Source organism: Stenotrophomonas maltophilia complex sp. Om-AH-Sm3 (assembly GCF_059337855.1).
In genome coordinates this window covers 275,108-291,505 of the sequence record NZ_JBYBLQ010000003.1, presented here as the reverse complement: position 1 = coordinate 291,505, position 16,398 = coordinate 275,108, and the positions used below count along the sequence as shown (strand labels likewise).

Sequence of the window (16,398 nt, the reverse complement as noted above, 5' to 3'; positions counted from 1 at the left end):
ACGGTGGGTGCCTACCGTTGGTCGGCGCCGATGCCAGAGATCGCGACCAGCAATGAACGGCGCGGGTTTACCTGTCTTCAGCATCAGACCGCAAGGACCGTCTTGCTGCTGTCTGCTTGGCGAGTGACTTCAATTCAGCGAGACGATCCCGCTTGACCAGGCGCGCTGCCTGCCAGCCACCTTCAACAACCGAGGGTGAGAAGCTGTAGATCTCGTTGGGAGCCAGGTGGCCCAGTAAATCGAGTGCGCGTGCGTACAAGGGCTGCTCGTCATCGTCGGTTGCATCGAGATAGGGCCCATCCAGGTGGTGCAGCAGGAACTCCAGTTTCCAGTTGCGTTCAGTCGCGCCGGCAGTGGCTGCTACATCCGAGTCCGCCGAAACCTGTCCGCTGTGCGGATCGATGCTGATATGCATGGAGGTGTTCTCTCCACACAAGAGCATCTGGCCGAAAGGTGTCACCGCATAGGCATGGAACCGATCAGCACCGTCCATCGGAGTGCCCTGCAGGAAGGCTGCGACAACCCCTGAGTACAGATGCGGATCGACCAAGATGAGCCTGTCGTCGCGATAGCGTGCGAACCCGTCGCGTCGCCACAGCGCCAGCAGCAGGTCGGGCAGCACGCCCTTCCATGCGGCAAGAGTCGCCTCGGAGAGCGCCTCGCCCCGGGAGCTCGCACTGAAGCTCTCCATGAACGCCCTGGTTTCAAAGCTTGATTCCTGCGCTTCGATGCCTGGTTCCACCAACGCATTCCTCCCGGCGTCGAATGGCAGATAATCCAGGAATGTCAGCATTCGCTCGGCCTGTGTGGCTTCCTTGTTCGCCTCCTGAGTTGAGATGATGGCCGCTGTGTTTCCAGAGACGAGCAACAATGTTCCCGCCGAAAGGCTTTGCCAGGGCTCGTTCAGCACCAGATAGCGCTCGGGTGCCTCGTCTACATCCGCGTCCAGGATGATGACCTGTGGACCATCCTTCACACACCCGGCGGAGATCTCGACAGTTGCATCGGTCACACCTGCATCAGGATCGGCCACATCTACAGGTGCGGAGTAGGGCTGTTGAAATTCGCCGAAGGACTGGAGCGCTTGGTGAAGGGCGAGCAGGGAGTCGGGATCTACGGCAAGCGGTTCTGAAGCAACCGGGAGCTGCAAAGCGAGTGAAAGGCAGAGGGCGGCGCTGGTCATCGGGCTGATCTGAACCGGAATCGGCCCTTTACGATGAAGGGCCGAGCGCTCACGGTCCATGCAAACAATCCGAAATGCAGGCATCGCAGGGCACTATCAAAGCATGGCGTGGATCTACCTGGGAAACTCCGCCTTCAACTGCATGCGCAGCGCCTCGACAATGGCCGCATAGCGCCGCTTCTGCACCAGATAGCTGGCCAGGAACAGTGGCAGTACCAGCAGCATCGGCGCCACCATCGGGCGCATCGCCACCAGTGGCAACAGCAGCAGCGACAGCATCGCCACGAACCAGCTGCACAGGCCGATCACCCGCACCTCGTGCCGCCGTGCGTTGAGCACGATGCGTCCACGCATCACCGGGAAGTAGCGCAGGCCGAAGCTCGGCGCGAAGCTCTCGCGGAACGCCATGCTGCCATCGGGCAGCGCATGGAAGGCCAGCCGCAGCCACTTGTCCTGCGGCAGGTCACGCTCCAGGCTGCCCAGCGAGAGCCGGGCCTGTATTGCCGGTGACGCCGCGATGCGTTCGTTGAACAGGGTGATGCCCCAGCTGAAATAGCCGGCTACCCAGACCATCAGAAGGACGGTCTCCAACAGCACGAGTGCGATCAGGGTGATGGCCATAGGTCTTCCATGGACGGGACCGGGCAATCATGCCATGGGCAGCCGTGGCCGGCCCCGCGGGGGCGAGTCCGTACAGCAGGTCATGCGTTTTTCGGGATCGACTTGGTCAATCTTCTTCGGCGAGATCGCTTAGGTCCAGGATCTGCGGATCAACGCTGCTGGCTACGATGCTTCTGATCAGCCCCGGGCGGCGGCGAAGCGAGTAGGCGCGAATCGCATGGATGGGGCTGAATTCACACAGGGGGTAGCGTGAGTGCCCCATGATGACGGGCCTGTTGAAGTGGATGTCCTTAGGGTCATCAAGTGGCAGGGTCCACTTCCCACCGTGTACCAGCCTGACGGTCTCCCCTAGATATCGGGCGAACACGACCCTCAGAGAGTCCCGCTCATCCTCAGACAGCGTGGCTGCCATCAAGTCATGGAGGTGTTCCAGCCTGTCGAGACTTTCGGGGCTGCTATCCAGTTCAATGCCATGCATTTGAGCCTGCGCAACCAGCCATTCTATCTGGCCGTCCATCAGCATAAGGAATTGCTCAAAAGCCTCGCGGGCTTCTTCCAGATTGAACGTCATGCGGAGGCCAGAGAGACAGGGGGAGGGGGCAGTGTGTCCTCGTCCCCTTCCTCAGGCTATGCAACAAATCCTAAAAGGCGACAGGCAAAGCAGAGGTGCAGATATCGCGACGGCCCATCCACGCATGGCGTGGATCTACTTCAGCGCATCCCCATCCAGCCCGAGATCCCACGCCAGTCCCAGCAGCGCCTCATCCGCTCGCGACGTGCCAGGCCGCGCGTCCGCCAGCTGCTGCAGCTCGCGGATCTCCTCGCGTGCCACATCCTCCAGCTGTTGCAGCTGCTCACGCACGCTCGCGTTGCGCGGGCGCTCGGTGTCGGTGAGGGAGGGCAGGGCGTGGATCAGGGTCATGGTGCGCGTACAGGATGCATCCAACGGCGGGTCACAGGCAAAGGCCCCGGACGAACCGGGGCCTTGCGGGCTGCCAGCGAGGGCAGCGGACATCAGGATCAGAACAGCTCTACCGTGCCGGCACCCATGCTCTGCTGGGCAACCGGCTTGTGCGGCGGGCGTTCCCATTCGCTGCGCAGTTCGCGCAGGCGGTTGCCGGTGCGCTGCAGGGCCGTGGCGATCTCTTCGTCGAACACGCCGCCATTGCGGTGCAGCAGTTCCTGCAGGGCCACCGCTTCACGGTTGATCGCGGTCAGGCGGTCCAGGTGGGTGTGCACGCCGCCCAGCGCCTGGGTGGCGATGTCTTCGAACTGCAGGGCGCGCACGGCTTCGGCCACGCTGCCATCGATCGCACGTGCGCACTCGGAGACTTCGCGCATGCCGTCGCCGAGCGAGGCATTGATCTGCGCGACATTGTCGAGCATTGCCGCCGCTTCCTGGCGTGCTTCGCGGGAGCGGTCCATGTCACGCGAGGCCATGTGCGAGACCGTCTCGCGCACCTTGGCGATGGCGTCCTTGGAGCTGTGCGCCAGCTTGCGGATCTGCTCGTTGAAGGTGGTCGAGCGCTCGGACAGGTTGCGCACTTCGTCGGCGACCACCGCGAAGCCTCGGCCGGCTTCACCGGCACGCGCGGCTTCGATGGCGGCGTTCAGCGCCAGCAGGTTGGTCTGGTCGGCGATCGACTTGACGTCTTCCAGCAGCGCGAAGATGCCATCCAGGTGCTGTGCCATCTGGTCGATATGCTGCACGGTGGTGCTGCTCTGGCCGCTCACCTGTTCCAGCGCTTCCACCAGCTGTTCCATGCGGTGGCTGGCGTGCTGGGCGAAACGGGCAACGTCGAGGCCGGCATTGCCTTCATCGCCGGCGCGGTCGACGATGCGCGACAGCGCCTGGCTCTGCTGGCGCGACTTGCGGTTCATCGCATCGAAGCTGCCGCCCAGGCTGGAGACCGCCTGGCGGATCAGGTCGCGGGCGCGTTCCACTTCACCACGCGAACCGTCGATTTCGTTGCCGACGAAGTTGCGCAGTTCGGTCAGCAGCTGGTCCTGCTCACGCAGGACACGGGCATGTTCCGGGGAACGATGCGCCTGGGCGCGGGTGGTCCACCACGCAAAGCCGAGCCAGCTCAGCGTCATCGTGGTCAGGATCGCCCAGCGCAGGGCGGCCGGCCATTCGAAACCGATGGCGAAGGGGAGCAGCAGGGTCAGAGCCAGGGGGGCGGCCAGACGGATGAAAATGCGTGAGTACATGGACGTTCTCGGGAGGTGCACGGAGGATGTATCGGCCGTACCCCCTTTCTCTTTAACGTCGATGTGCTTGGAAGTGCATTCTGAATGCGCCGGTTTTCCGGCGCTTGGCGGCTTCGGGGTCTGAGTCCGTGCCGGAAAGGGATCCGACCCCTGGGTAGGCAGCGGCGGGGTCGGATCCCTTTTCATGGAAAAGGGCTCTGACCCCACACCCTTACGCCAGCTGCCGGTCCACGGCCTCGATCATCGCCTTGCGGCCGAACAGGAAGTCCCAGTAGCTGCCGCCCAGCTGGCGCCACAGCACTGCCGAGCGCACCGCGGCCAACAGCAGGGCACGGATCTCGGCCACCACGCCGGCCTGGCCCAGGTAGTGCGGGTTGCCCTGCACCATCACCCGCGGCTTGAGGTGGCTGATGGTGTCCGCGTACAGGCTTCCCAGGCTGGCCAGCACATCCGGGTGGCCGCTGTCGCCCAGTTCGGTGGCCTGGCGCTGGGCACGCTCGATGCCCGAAGCAACCTTGTTCACGGTGGCGCCATCCTGAACGAAGCGGCGCTCCAGCTGCAGCACCGACAGCGCCAGTTTCGGCAGGATCGGATCCTGGCCCTGGTTGCGGAAATAGTTGTGCAGCAGGCGCAGCCCGGCCTTCAGTGCATGGCGGTCACCGAACACCGCCTGCGGCGAGGACGCATCGACACGGAACACGCTGTCCACGGCGGTGCGCACGGCGGCGGCGTCGGAATGGCCGGTATCGGCGATGCGGCGTACCTGCTGCAGGGCCTGGGCAATGCCGGCCAAGGCCAGGACGCGGTCGTCGACAGTGAAACTCATGCAGCGATTACCTCAAAAGGGGAGGGGGTGGTGCGCAGGCGCTGTTCCAGCGGCGCATCGGTGGCGGCGATCACCGCGCCACCCAGGCACACATCACCGTCATACAGCACCAGCGATTGACCGGGGGTAACGGCACGCTGCGGGCGCGCGAAGGTGACCAGCACGCTGCCATCGTCCAGCACGTCGACCGTACACGGCTCATCGGGCTGGCGGTAGCGGGTCTGGGCGGTGCATTCGAAGCGTCGCGCGGGTGGCGAGCCCGAGATCCAATGCGCCGGCTCCGAGCGCAGGCGCTCGGACAGCATCCATGGGCTGTCGCGGTCCTGGTCGACGTACAGCACGTTGCTGGCCACATCCTTGCCGACCACGTACCACGGTGCGGCCGGGCGGCCGCGTACGCCGCCGATGTTCAGGCCCTCGCGCTGGCCAAGGGTGAAATAGAACACGCCCGGATGTTCGGCGATGACGCTGCCGTCGGCCGGGTCAAGGATCTGGCCGGGCCTGGCCGGCAGGTAGCGGCCGAGGAATTCGCGGAAATCCCGCTCGCCGATGAAGCAGATGCCGGTGGAATCCTTCTTGGCGTGGGTCGGCAGGCCGACGTCGCGCGCAATCCGTCGCAGGTCGGTCTTCTCCAGGTCGCCGATCGGGAACAGGGTGGCCGCCAGCTGCTCCTGGCCCAGCTGGTGCAGGAAGTAGCTCTGGTCCTTGGAGCGGTCGGCACCGCGCAGCAGCAGCCACTGGTGGCCGCGCTGGGTCACCCGCGCATAGTGGCCGGTGGCGATGCGCTCGGCGCCCAGCTCGCGGGCGGCATCCAGGAAATGCTTGAACTTCACTTCACGGTTGCACAGCACGTCCGGGTTCGGCGTGCGGCCAGCGGCGTATTCGGCCAGGAAGTGCTCGAACACGCCCTGCCAGTACTCGCTGGAAAAGTCACGGAAGTGGAACGGGATACCGAGCAGGCCGCATACGGCGACCGCATCGCGGCGGTCATCCTCGGCACGGCAGTCACCGCTGCCGTCGTCGGCCCAGTTCTGCATGAACAGGCCGGCCACGGCCTCGCCCTGCTGGACCAGGCGCCAGGCGGCGACCGAAGAGTCGACACCACCAGAGACGCCCACCATCACGCGCGGCGTGCTCATGCGACCTCCCGGACCAGCGAAAGCGGGTGGCGCTGGCCACCCAGGTAATCCGCCACCACCTGCCAGACCAGCGGGCTGCGCTGGCGCTCACCGGCGGCCTGCAGCTCGGCCGGGGTCAGCCACAGCGCGCGGTCGATGCCGGTGTCCAGCGGTTGGGCCGGGTCGTGCGAGACCGGGTGTGCTGCATAGCAGAAGCGCAGGAAGGCGGTGCCGTCGCCGGCAGTCCACTGGTAGCAGCCGATGAAATGGGTCAGCTGCACGGTCCAGCCGGTTTCCTCCCGGGTCTCGCGCAGGGCTGCCTCGGCCAGGCTTTCGCCCGGCTCGAGGTGGCCGGCCGGCTGGTTCAGCACCTGGCGGCCTTCAATGGTCTCTTCGACCAGCAGCACGCGGCCGCCGTCAACCACCACCGTGGCGACGGTGGCGTGCGGTGCCCAGCGCGGGTCCGGCGTGGCGTTCAACTCAGAACTCGTCCTTCTTGGTCAGCTCCAGCTCCATCGCGTCGGCGGTGCGGATGGCCGCATCGATGGCGTCGCTGAGCTGGTCCGGGGTGGCATCGGCGTCGATCTTCACCACGAACATGGCGGTGGTGTCCTGCTTTACCCAGCCCCCCATCTTGGCGTCCTGCGAATCCTCCAGCAGGCGGTTGGCCACGGCCACCGGGAACTGCTTGGTCTTGGCGTTGTAGGCCGGCGACCAGATCTCACGGATGTTGTGGCTGCCGAAATCCTCCACCGCCGAGCGCACGTAGACCATCTGGGTGCGGTCACCCTCGACGTCGAACACCATGCGGTAGTCGCCATCCTCGTCGACTTCGTAGGTATAGCCCAGCTTGTCCAGATGGCGGGCCACGGACTTGTCGGCGCTGGTTGCGGCAGTGGCAGAGCCGGCAGCGGCCAGCGCGATCAGCAGGGCGGGAAGAAGGGTCCTTTTCATGAAGATCCTGTGAAACAGTGTTGGGAGAGGGTGCAATTGTGACGGTGGGCGTGCGTGCCGTCCAATCTGCGGCGGGCCGACGCAGGCCTGCCCGAGCCCCTATAATGGATGGATGCCCCATGAGTCCTCCCCCGATTCCCAGCACGAGCACGGCGTTGCCGTAGAGCCCGCGCGCCCGGAAGTGGCGCCGCCGCCGTTCTACCAGGTGATGCTGCTCAACGACGACTACACCCCGATGGATTTCGTGGTGGATGTGCTGCAGCAGTTCTTCAGCATGGACCTGGACAAGGCCACCCAAGTGATGCTGCACGTTCATACCCGCGGCCGCGGCGTCTGCGGTGTCTTCACCCGCGAAGTGGCCGAGACCAAGGTTGCCCAGGTCAACGAGTACTCGCGGATGAACCAGCATCCGCTGCTGTGCACGATGGAAAAGGCCTGACCGGCTGCTGATTCGCGTCCGGGCACAACGATCCCGGACCCAGTGTGCCCACCAAGGTGGGCACCTACCAAAGCAGAGGCCTGTATCGATCGTGGATGGAGCGCCCCCAGCAAGGTAGGCACCTGCCAAGCGCGGGTCTCAGCTCTCCGCCAGCGCCTCCAGCGCCATCCGCGCCACCGCCTCGTCCACGTCGGCCGGGTCGCCGTCATCCCTGAACCACACTGCCGACAGCGCCATGCTGGCCGCGATCCAGCGCAGCAGGCGCGTGCGCTCCAGGCCGGCCAGTGCGCTGACCTGTTCCAGCCGGGCAGCAAACCGCTCCGGCCGCGTGGCCACGTGGATGCCCGGGCCACAGAGATCCGGATTGCTGAACATCGTCGTGTAGTCGAACGCACGGTCGCCCAGCAGCCGCTTCGGATCGATCGCCAGCCAGCCGCGCGCGCCGAAATCGAGCACGTTGTCGTGGTGCAGGTCGCCATGCAGGGGCCGGACCTCGCGCTCTTCCTGCAGCAACCCCTCCGCCAGTGATCTGCACTGTTCCAGCAGTGGCGGCAGCGCAGCCCTTGGCTGCAGCAGATCGGCGAACCATGTACGCAGGCAGACCAGTTCCGCTGGCGGCGCGCTCCGTGGCCGGTGCAGCCGTTGCAGGACCTGGCACAGGATCGTGGTGCAGGCCTCATCGTCGCCCTCGATCGAGCGTTGCCGCAGCGAGTCGCCGCCGGCACGCTCGATCAGGATAGCCGGCCCGGCGTGGGCCAGCAGGCGGGCAGCGCCATCGCCGTCCCACCAGCGCAGCAGGCGATGGCTGTTCTGCTCCTCCGCTTCGCTGCTGATCTTCAGCATCGCCGGCTCGCCGGCAGCGGTCAGCACCGGCCAGAGCCGGGCATGGGGCGTTTCGATGGCCGGGCCATCACGCCGCAATCGCCAGCGGCTCAGGTAGGGTTCGCTCATGCCGGTTGAGGTCTTCTGGAGTGAACGAAGATCAAGCGTTCTGCAGTGCTAACGCCATCTGAACGCAGCAATCCGCTAGGGTGATGGAAATCGCGTAGTCAGGCCGCATATTGTTCCCATCTGCCGCCGGAGTAATCCATGTTCAGCAAAGACCTCGAACACACCATCGGCCAGTGCTACAAGCGCGCCCGTGAGGCCCGGCATGAGTTCATGACGGTCGAACACCTGCTGTTGGCACTGCTCGACAATCCGTCCGCCCAGGCCGTCCTGAAAGCCTGTGGTGCCGACGCCGAACGCCTGCGCCAGGAGCTGGAGCAGGCCATCGAGGCCTCAGTGTCGCGCCTGGCCGAAGATGACGGCCGTGACACCCAGCCGACCCTGGGCTTCCAGCGGGTGCTGCAGCGGGCCGTGTACCACGTGCAGTCCTCGGGCAAGAAGGAGGTCACCGGCGCCAACGTGCTGGTCGCCATCTTCGGCGAAAAGGACTCCCACGCCGTCTACTACCTCAACCAGCAGGACGTGACCCGGCTGGATGTGGTCAATTACCTGTCCCACGGCATCGCCAAGCTGGGCGAGGAAGGCGAGCAGCCGTCCTCTTCCTCCGAGGGCGAGGGCCGCATGGAAGGCGGGGATGGCGAGCCGAAGGGCGATGCCCTGACCGAATTCGCCAGCAACCTCAACGAACAGGCCCGGTCCGGCCGCATCGATCCGCTGGTCGGTCGTGGTGACGAGATCGAGCGCACCATCCAGGTCCTGTGCCGCCGCCGCAAGAACAACCCGCTGTACGTGGGCGAGGCTGGCGTGGGCAAGACCGCCATCGCCGAAGGCCTGGCCCGCCGCATCGTCGAGGGCTCGGTACCCGACGTGCTGGCCGACGCGGTGATCTACTCGCTCGACCTGGGCGCGCTGGTGGCCGGCACCAAGTACCGCGGCGACTTCGAGAAGCGGCTGAAGGGTGTGTTGACCGCGCTGAAGAAGGTGCCCAACGCGGTGCTGTTCATCGACGAGATCCACACCATCATCGGCGCCGGCTCGGCGTCGGGCGGTACCATGGATGCGTCCAACCTGATCAAGCCGGCGCTGGCCTCCGGCGAGCTGCGCTGCATCGGCTCGACCACCTTCCAGGAATATCGCGGCATCTTCGAGAAGGACCGGGCGCTGGCCCGCCGCTTCCAGAAGATTGATATCGTAGAGCCGACCGTGGGCGAGGCCTACGAGATCCTGCAGGGCCTGAAGTCCAAATACGAGCTGCACCACAGCGTGACCTATTCGGACGAAGCGCTGCAGGCGGCGGTGGACCTGTCGGTGAAGCACATCGGCGACCGCCTGCTGCCGGACAAGGCCATCGACGTGATCGACGAGGCCGGTGCCCGCCAGCGCCTGCTGCCGGAAGGCCAGCGCAAGGAGCTGATCGACGTCGAGGAAGTGGAAGCGATCGTGGCCAAGATGGCGCGTATCCCGACCAAGCAGGTCAGCGCCACCGACAAGGACGTGCTGCAGCATCTGGAGCGCAACCTGAAGATGGTGATCTTTGGGCAGGATCCGGCGATCGAGACGCTGTCCTCGGCGATCAAGCTGGCCCGCTCGGGCCTGGGCAACCCGGAGAAGCCGATCGGCAACTTCCTGTTCGCCGGCCCGACCGGCGTCGGCAAGACCGAGGTGACCAAGCAGCTGGCGCTGCAGCTGGGCATCGAGCTGGTCCGCTTCGACATGTCCGAGTACATGGAGCCGCATTCGATCAGCCGCCTGATCGGTGCCCCTCCGGGCTACGTCGGCTTCGACCAGGGTGGCCTGCTGACCGAGAAGATCGTCAAGACGCCGCACTGCGTGCTGCTGCTGGATGAGATCGAGAAGGCGCACCCGGACATCTTCAACATCCTGTTGCAGGTGATGGACCGCGGCGTGCTGACCGATACCAACGGTCGAGAGGCCAACTTCAAGAACGTGGTGCTGGTGATGACCACCAATGCAGGTGCGGCGCAGGCCTCGCGGCGCTCGATCGGCTTCACCAAGCAGGACCACGCCACCGACGCGATGGAGACCATCCGCCGCAGCTTCACCCCGGAATTCCGCAACCGCCTCGACGCGGTGGTGCAGTTCCAGGCGCTGGGCTTCGAGCACATCCTGCGCGTAGTCGACAAGTTCCTGATCGAGCTGGAGATGCTGCTGCAGGACAAGCACGTCAGCCTGTCGGCCACGCCGACCGCGCGCGACTGGCTGGCCCACCACGGCTTCGACCCGCTGATGGGTGCGCGTCCGATGGCCCGGGTGATCCAGGACAGGATCAAGCGTCCGCTGGCCGACGAGCTGCTGTTCGGCAAGCTGGTCAACGGCGGCAAGGTGAGCATCGATGTGCGCGACGACGAGCTGGTGGTCGAAACCCAGGCCGAACCGGAGCGCCTGCTGCCGGTCACGGTGGAATGAACTGACCCCCGGCCGGTTTCGGCGGACCTGAAATGACAAGGGCGGCTTCGGCCGCCCTTGTTGTAAGCGACGTCAGCGGCTGCGCTGGCGGGCTTTCTTCTTGAAGGTTGCCTCGTCAACTGGTTCGATCTGCGACACGATGCAGCGGCTGGAATCGGTGTTCAGCTGGCTGCGGCCGGCAGCGCACAGCAGACCCTGCTGGCCGTCCGTGGCGAAGCTCAGTTTCCGCGAGTAGCCTGCCGCCGAGCAGTCGTCCTGGAAATGCACGACGTAGTGGTCCTGGCCATTGCGCAGCAGGATGTTGCGCGAGGCGCCGGCGCGCACCAGTTGCTGGTCGCTGCCCAGCTGGACGCAGTCACTGGAGGTGGAAAGAGTGTCGGCGGCGTGCACGGGCGCTGCGCTGGCGGACACGGCAAGGGCGACGAGCAGAGCGGTCAGCGGGAGCATGTTCATGGCGGGGCAGGGGATGGCGATCCGGACTGGATCAGGTGCCACGATGCCGCCACGGATGCAGATGCGAATCTGCCGCAAGCAGGGCTGACCGACGTCACGGTGAGTTCGGTCACGATGACCTCCGGCAGGGCCGGATTGCAGGCATGACAAAAGGCCAGCAACCAGGGCTGGCCTTGTCGAAATGGCGGAGCGCGCCGACCGCTTACTTCATGCGGTAGGTGATACGACCCTTGGTCAGGTCGTACGGGGTCATTTCAACCTTGACCCGGTCACCGGTGAGGATGCGGATGTAGTTCTTGCGCATGCGGCCGGAGATGTGGGCGATGATTTCGTGCCCATTTTCCAGACGAACGCGGAAAGTGGTGTTCGGCAGCGTCTCGCTGACGGTGCCCTCGAACTCGATGGAATCGTCTTTCGACATGTAGTCCTGTGCGGTTCAGAAAACGGCCACGCTGGGCCTAAGGCGCGGTATTTTACGCGTGACCGGCCCAGCTTGCAAAGTTTGTGTTAACCGCCGGCCAAATGCCGGGCTGGCAAGCGTCCGACGGCCTGTGTCCACGAGCCTTCACGGCCGTCATGGCGCACGGCCTGGCGCACGTGCTGCAGGAATTCCGCGCGCGGCAGGTGTTCGGCGCCCATCCGCAGCAGGTGCGGATTTTCCACCTGTGCGTCGATCAGCTCCCAACCCCAGCCGTGAAGCGTGGTCGCCAGTGCCGCCAGCGCGATCTTGGAACCACCGCTGGCGCCACTGAACATGCTCTCGCCGAAGAACATTGACCCGATGGCCACCCCGTAGATGCCGCCGACCAGCGACTGACGGTCCCAGACCTCGAAGGAATGGGCGAAGCCGAGGTCGTGCAACTGGCTGTAGGCCTCGACCATGGCCGGGCTGATCCAGGTGCCGTCCTGGCCGGGCCGAGGTGCCGCCGCACAGGCGCGCATCACCTGGCTGAAGGCGGTGTCGGCGGTGACCTCCCACGTGCTGCCGCGCAGCTGGCGGCGGAAGCGGCTGGACAGGTGCACGCCATCGGTGCGGAACACCATGCGCGGGTCGGGCGACCACCACAGGATCGGCTCGCCCTCGCTGAACCATGGAAAGATGCCGCCGGCGTAGGCGTTGAGCAGGCGCGCTGGATGCAGGTCACCACCCACCGCGAGCAGGCCATCGGGCTGGCGCAGGGCGGTCTCGGCAGGAGGGAAGGGAGCGTCCGGCGCATCGGCCAGGCGCCAGGGCAGCTGGCGGGTCATGCCGGCATTGTAGTCGCCACGGCCCCGCGCGAATGCCGCGGTAGATGCCAACCTTGGTTGGCTGGTCACCCGTCCGCGCGAAATGGGCTGTGCCCCAGCAGCTCCTGCCGGTACCGCCGCACATCCCGCCGCTCCTGCCGGCACCACTCCTGCAACGCCTCGGCGAAATCCGCGTCGGCCACCCAGTGCCGGCTGCGTACCAGCGTCGGCAGGAAGCCTCGCGCCAGTTTGTGCTCGCCCTGTGCGCCCGGCTCGAAACGGCTCAGCCCTTCGCGCAGGCAGTATTCGATGCCCTGGTAGTAGCAGGCTTCGAAATGCAGGCCGGGCAATGTGGCGCCACCCCAGTAGCGACCGTACAGCGTGTCACCACCGCGCAGGCAAAGTGCGCCGGCAATCGGCTGGCCTTCCTGCTCGGCCAGGAACAGCACCAGCCCACGTCCCAATGAAATGGCTAGATGGCGCAGGAAGGCCTCGGTCAGCGCCGGGGCATTGCCGTACTCAAGGAAGGTCTGCAGGTAGAAGCGGTACATCGCCTGCAGGTCGGCGCGGCTGGCGTCGTCGCCATGCACCACGCGGAAGGTGATGCCCTGGCGGGCGACCTTGGCCCGTTCCTGGCGGATGTTCTTGCGGTGCTTGTGGTTCATGGCACCGAGGAACTGCTCGAACGTTGCCCAGTCACCCGGGTTCTGCCACTGGAACTGCACGTCCTCGCGCAGCAGCCAGTCCTCGCCGAACAGCGCTTCGTCCGCTGCGGTGTGGAAGTTGATATGGGCCGATGACACGGCCAGTGCCGGCAATGCATCGCGCAACGCCGACAGCAGCATAGTGCGCTCTGAATCGTGACGGGCCAGCAGGCGCGGCCCGGTGACCGGCGAGTACGGCACCGCGCCCAGCCACTTCGGGTAGTAGTCGCGGCCATGCCGGGCGTAGGCGTTCGCCCAGGCATGGTCAAACACGAATTCGCCGTGGGGGTTGGTCTTCAGGTAGCCCGGAATTGCGCCGATCAGGCGCTCGCCCTCCCACAGCGTGAAGTGCCGGGGCTGCCAGCCCCAGTCCTCGCGCAGGCAACCGTGCTCTTCCAGGCCTGAGAGGAAGGCGTGGCTGACGAAGGGGTTCTGGCCGTCGTGCAGGGCATCCCAGTCGGTGGCGGGAATGGACTGCAGGGAGTCGAGGAAGCGGGCGGAGGGCATGGTTGGCAAGGATAGGCCAGGTGGATCGCGAACGGTGCTGGCGGGGCTGGGTTGGTTTGTTCCGATTGGGGATGAGGGAAGTTTGAAATCTCCATCCGTGTGCGCTGGGTGCGGAATCGCGGGCGCATGGGTCGGCAGGGTGGCGGGGCGCTGCATGACTGGCGCGCATCCAACCACTTGGAGAAATGAACAATGAAGGGATTGAAGCTTGCAACTGCCGTGGTCGCGTGCGGCCTGATCTTTGCGTTTCCTGTTTTGGCTTTTGGAGATCAGCCAGCAGAAGTGCTTGAGGATCCGGGTGCCTACGCGGAGGTGGTTGCGCTGTTGGAGCGTGAAGTTGGGAGCCAGTTGACGCGTCATTTGCAGGAGAGGGGTGAGCTGCGACACGTCAGCGTCAGCATCCGTCTCAATGCGAAGGCAAGATCAATGGTGATCAGCTTTGGGCCTGGATATCTTCCTGGCCCCGATCGGGGTTATGACGAGCTCTTCCTGATTCCGATGGCGTCCTCGTTGAGGTTCTATGCCGAAAAGTCAGGACTGATTGTGAACGACATTGATTTCCTATTCGACGGAAAAACTCTTGAGGAGTACTACCCGGAGGATCTCGCCGTTCCGCCGCAGGCGCGGGCGAGATCGACGCATACCTCAGCTTTGGTATCAGCAAGCCATGGCTACATCAGCTTGCATCCCAGTAGAGAATGGAAGTTTCAGCGGCCGGCGCCTCTGGGCATTCAGGAAGACACGCTGAGTCCACTGTTTGGCGACGAACTGCAAGGATTGATCGAACAACGTAGCGGCTTGACGGTGCACCGGGCACGGAGCCGCTCCACGGAACTCCATCCGGAGTCCGGGAAGCCATGGGAGCACATGTCATCCCGCTACCACCTGAAGGCTCTTTTCCCCGAACGCACCGACATGTGGAATGAGTTTCCGAACAGCCCAGAGTCTGCTCGCGAAAAGGAAGAGGACATACGGGCTCGCCCCAACTACGCAAACCATCTGGGTGTGGATGTGATGCTGAGCCTGCACACCAATGGCAGCGATTCAGCCAGTCTGCGTGGAACCGAGGTCTACTATCATCAGGACAAACCGCAGGACAAGGCGCTAGCGGATAGCATCCTCTGTGGGATGCGTGAAATCATCCGAGCGCAACCGGGCTATCGGGATTTCCCGATTCGCGAGAGTTCGACCTCGGCCAGGCACGGCGAGAACCGCATTGGGAAGATGCCCTCGGTGATCATCGAAACCGCCTACCACTCCAATCCTGACGATGTGGCTGCCTTGCAGGACCCCGTCTTCCGCTCGGCGTCCATGAAAGGGGTGGAGAAGGGCTATCGCCTGTGGGCACAGGGCAAGGCTTGTGAGCCTTTGATGCTCCACCCCATTCCCGATGTCGAGGTTCCGCTGCAGGCGATGCACGAGCTGACAGTGGGTTTTGCGGGCAATCCCCAGTACCCCCTGGAACTTGAAGTGGTCGTGGCAGATTGTGACCGGCCCGGATACTGCACGCCGTGGAAGGGCCGCTTTGAGGATCCGGATGCGCCGGTGAAGTTCGGAGTGAGCTGCTCCTCTACGGAACCCGGCTCAGTCCGCTGGAATGTCCTGATGCGCGATGCGGACGATGTCGTCGCGGCGCCGGTGGCGTTCACCCAGTCCTGTGTCCGGGCCTGAGTGGTGCCTGGAGCGGGTAGTGGGGTTGCGAAAACGGGCGCTTGCGCGCCCGTTTTCCTCAGTCGAGCATGGCTCGACTCTACAAACCGCCGGTCAGCTGGCCTTCCCCTGCGCGTCCAGGTAGCGCTCGGCGTCCAGCGCGGCCATGCAGCCGAAGCCGGCCGAGGTGATCGCCTGGCGGTAGTGCTGGTCGGCTACGTCGCCGGCGGCGAACACGCCTTCCACCGAGGTCTGGGTGGCGTTGCCGCCCAGGCCCGAGCGGATTTCCAGGTAGCCGTTGTTCATCGCCAGCTGGCCGTCGAACAGGGTCGTGTTCGGATGGTGGCCGATGGCCACGAAGAAGCCGTGGGCGTTGATGTCGCGGGTGCTGCCGTCCAAGGTGGACTTTACGCGCACGCCAGTCACGCCGGCATCGTTGCCCAGCACTTCCTCCACCTGGTGGTGCCAGACGGTCTCGATCTTGCCTTCGGCGACCTTCCTGAACAGCTTGTCCTGCATGATCTTCTCCGCCTTCAGGGTGTCGCGGCGGTGGACCAGGTAGACCTTGCGGGCGATGTTGGACAGGTACAGCGCCTCTTCGACGGCGGTGTTGCCGCCGCCGACCACGACCACGTCCTGGTCGCGGTAGAAGAAGCCGTCACAGGTGGCGCAGGCGGAGACGCCGCGGCCCTTGAAGGTCTCTTCGGTCGGGATGCCCAGGTACTTGGCGGTGGCGCCAGTGGCGATGATCAGCGCGTCGCAGGTGTACTCGTGGCTGTCGCCGATCAGCTTGAAAGGGCGCTGCGACAGGTCGGCGGTGTGGATATGGTCGAAGATGACCTCGGTCTCGAAGCGCTCGGCGTGCGCCTGCATGCGCGCCATCAGGTCCGGGCCCATCAGGCCGTGGGCGTCACCCGGCCAGTTGTCCACCTCGGTGGTGGTCATCAGCTGGCCACCCTGCTGCAGGCCGGTGATGACGACCGGCTTCAGGTTGGCACGGGCGGCGTAGACGGCGGCGGTCCAACCGGCCGGGCCGGAACCGAGGATGACGAGGCGCTGGTGGCGGGAGGGCAGGCTGGTGCTCATGTAAACTCGCGAAAAGGTAGATGGGGCAAGGCGCTGGCGATGTT

Annotated in this window: 18 protein-coding genes; 3 read left to right on the top strand and 15 right to left on the bottom strand. The window is 65.0% G+C overall.

The features are described 5' to 3' along the window. Window positions 1-67 precede the first annotated feature (67 nt). From AC10QF_RS05940 to AC10QF_RS05900, 9 genes are all read right to left on the bottom strand, one after another. A complete protein-coding gene (locus AC10QF_RS05940) occupies window positions 68-1,243 on the bottom strand; it encodes a GAD-like domain-containing protein (RefSeq protein WP_181452220.1) in 1,176 nt (391 codons plus the stop codon). Between the two features lie 54 nt (window positions 1,244-1,297). Further along, entirely contained in the window at window positions 1,298-1,804 is a 507-nt protein-coding gene (locus AC10QF_RS05935; protein WP_494541922.1) for a hypothetical protein, read from the bottom strand. 106 nt (window positions 1,805-1,910) lie between these two features. After that, a complete protein-coding gene (locus tag AC10QF_RS05930; RefSeq protein ID WP_494541921.1) occupies window positions 1,911-2,375 on the bottom strand; it encodes a hypothetical protein in 465 nt (154 codons plus the stop codon). A gap of 135 nt (window positions 2,376-2,510) precedes the next feature. Continuing rightward, the gene (locus AC10QF_RS05925) at window positions 2,511-2,726 is read right to left on the bottom strand and encodes a hypothetical protein (protein WP_494541920.1); all 216 of its coding nucleotides are present in this window, start codon (window positions 2,724-2,726) and stop codon (window positions 2,511-2,513) included. 98 nt (window positions 2,727-2,824) lie between these two features. Then, window positions 2,825-4,015, bottom strand: coding sequence for a methyl-accepting chemotaxis protein (locus AC10QF_RS05920; protein ID WP_005416472.1), 1,191 nt, complete (start codon window positions 4,013-4,015; stop codon window positions 2,825-2,827). Window positions 4,016-4,226: 211 nt separating this feature from the next. Further along, window positions 4,227-4,841 (bottom strand): high frequency lysogenization protein HflD, encoded by a 615-nt coding sequence (hflD, locus tag AC10QF_RS05915; RefSeq protein ID WP_005416473.1) that lies wholly within the window; start codon window positions 4,839-4,841, stop codon window positions 4,227-4,229. Next, window positions 4,838-5,980: a tRNA 2-thiouridine(34) synthase MnmA gene (gene mnmA, locus AC10QF_RS05910; protein WP_005416474.1), complete on the bottom strand. Its 1,143-nt coding sequence runs from the start codon at window positions 5,978-5,980 to the stop codon at window positions 4,838-4,840. Before mnmA ends, hflD begins: the two co-directional genes overlap by 4 nt. Beyond that, entirely contained in the window at window positions 5,977-6,438 is a 462-nt protein-coding gene (locus tag AC10QF_RS05905; protein WP_049460786.1) for an NUDIX hydrolase, read from the bottom strand. The genes mnmA and AC10QF_RS05905 overlap by 4 nt, the downstream gene beginning before the upstream one ends. Window position 6,439: 1 nt before the next feature. Next, window positions 6,440-6,913, bottom strand: a complete 474-nt coding sequence (locus tag AC10QF_RS05900; protein WP_005416476.1) for a hypothetical protein — start codon at window positions 6,911-6,913, stop codon at window positions 6,440-6,442. Window positions 6,914-7,025: 112 nt separating this feature from the next. Here AC10QF_RS05900 and clpS point away from each other — a divergent pair, with 112 nt between their 5' ends. Continuing rightward, the gene (clpS, locus tag AC10QF_RS05895; protein WP_005416477.1) at window positions 7,026-7,352 is read left to right on the top strand and encodes an ATP-dependent Clp protease adapter ClpS; all 327 of its coding nucleotides are present in this window, start codon (window positions 7,026-7,028) and stop codon (window positions 7,350-7,352) included. 138 nt (window positions 7,353-7,490) lie between these two features. Here clpS and AC10QF_RS05890 read toward each other — a convergent pair whose 3' ends face one another. After that, window positions 7,491-8,303: an APH(6) family putative aminoglycoside O-phosphotransferase gene (locus tag AC10QF_RS05890; protein ID WP_111178546.1), complete on the bottom strand. Its 813-nt coding sequence runs from the start codon at window positions 8,301-8,303 to the stop codon at window positions 7,491-7,493. Between the two features lie 138 nt (window positions 8,304-8,441). On the opposite strand from AC10QF_RS05890, the gene clpA reads away from it, so the two are divergent. Next, window positions 8,442-10,727 carry an ATP-dependent Clp protease ATP-binding subunit ClpA gene (gene clpA / locus AC10QF_RS05885; RefSeq protein ID WP_069138589.1) on the top strand — a complete coding sequence of 762 codons (2,286 nt, stop codon included), beginning with the start codon at window positions 8,442-8,444 and terminating at the stop codon, window positions 10,725-10,727. Between the two features lie 72 nt (window positions 10,728-10,799). On the opposite strand, the gene AC10QF_RS05880 is transcribed toward clpA, so the two are convergent. The 4 genes from AC10QF_RS05880 to AC10QF_RS05865 all read right to left on the bottom strand — a co-directional run bounded on the left by AC10QF_RS05880 (window position 10,800) and on the right by AC10QF_RS05865 (window position 13,618). Next, window positions 10,800-11,180, bottom strand: coding sequence for a hypothetical protein (locus tag AC10QF_RS05880; RefSeq protein ID WP_049460780.1), 381 nt, complete (start codon window positions 11,178-11,180; stop codon window positions 10,800-10,802). A gap of 202 nt (window positions 11,181-11,382) precedes the next feature. Beyond that, window positions 11,383-11,601 carry a translation initiation factor IF-1 gene (gene infA / locus AC10QF_RS05875; protein WP_005409596.1) on the bottom strand — a complete coding sequence of 73 codons (219 nt, stop codon included), beginning with the start codon at window positions 11,599-11,601 and terminating at the stop codon, window positions 11,383-11,385. Between the two features lie 86 nt (window positions 11,602-11,687). Beyond that, window positions 11,688-12,428 carry a leucyl/phenylalanyl-tRNA--protein transferase gene (gene aat, locus AC10QF_RS05870; RefSeq protein ID WP_111178562.1) on the bottom strand — a complete coding sequence of 247 codons (741 nt, stop codon included), beginning with the start codon at window positions 12,426-12,428 and terminating at the stop codon, window positions 11,688-11,690. Between the two features lie 65 nt (window positions 12,429-12,493). Continuing rightward, the gene (locus tag AC10QF_RS05865) at window positions 12,494-13,618 is read right to left on the bottom strand and encodes a GNAT family N-acetyltransferase (RefSeq protein ID WP_494541919.1); all 1,125 of its coding nucleotides are present in this window, start codon (window positions 13,616-13,618) and stop codon (window positions 12,494-12,496) included. A 192-nt stretch (window positions 13,619-13,810) separates the two neighbouring features. Between AC10QF_RS05865 and AC10QF_RS05860 the strand changes: the two genes are divergently transcribed. Further along, complete coding sequence (locus tag AC10QF_RS05860; RefSeq protein WP_111178552.1) at window positions 13,811-15,289, top strand: N-acetylmuramoyl-L-alanine amidase family protein; 1,479 nt, start codon at window positions 13,811-13,813, stop codon at window positions 15,287-15,289. Window positions 15,290-15,382: 93 nt separating this feature from the next. Here AC10QF_RS05860 and trxB read toward each other — a convergent pair whose 3' ends face one another. Then, a complete protein-coding gene (gene trxB / locus AC10QF_RS05855; RefSeq protein WP_111178554.1) occupies window positions 15,383-16,354 on the bottom strand; it encodes a thioredoxin-disulfide reductase in 972 nt (323 codons plus the stop codon). Between the last annotated feature and the right edge of the window lie 44 nt (window positions 16,355-16,398).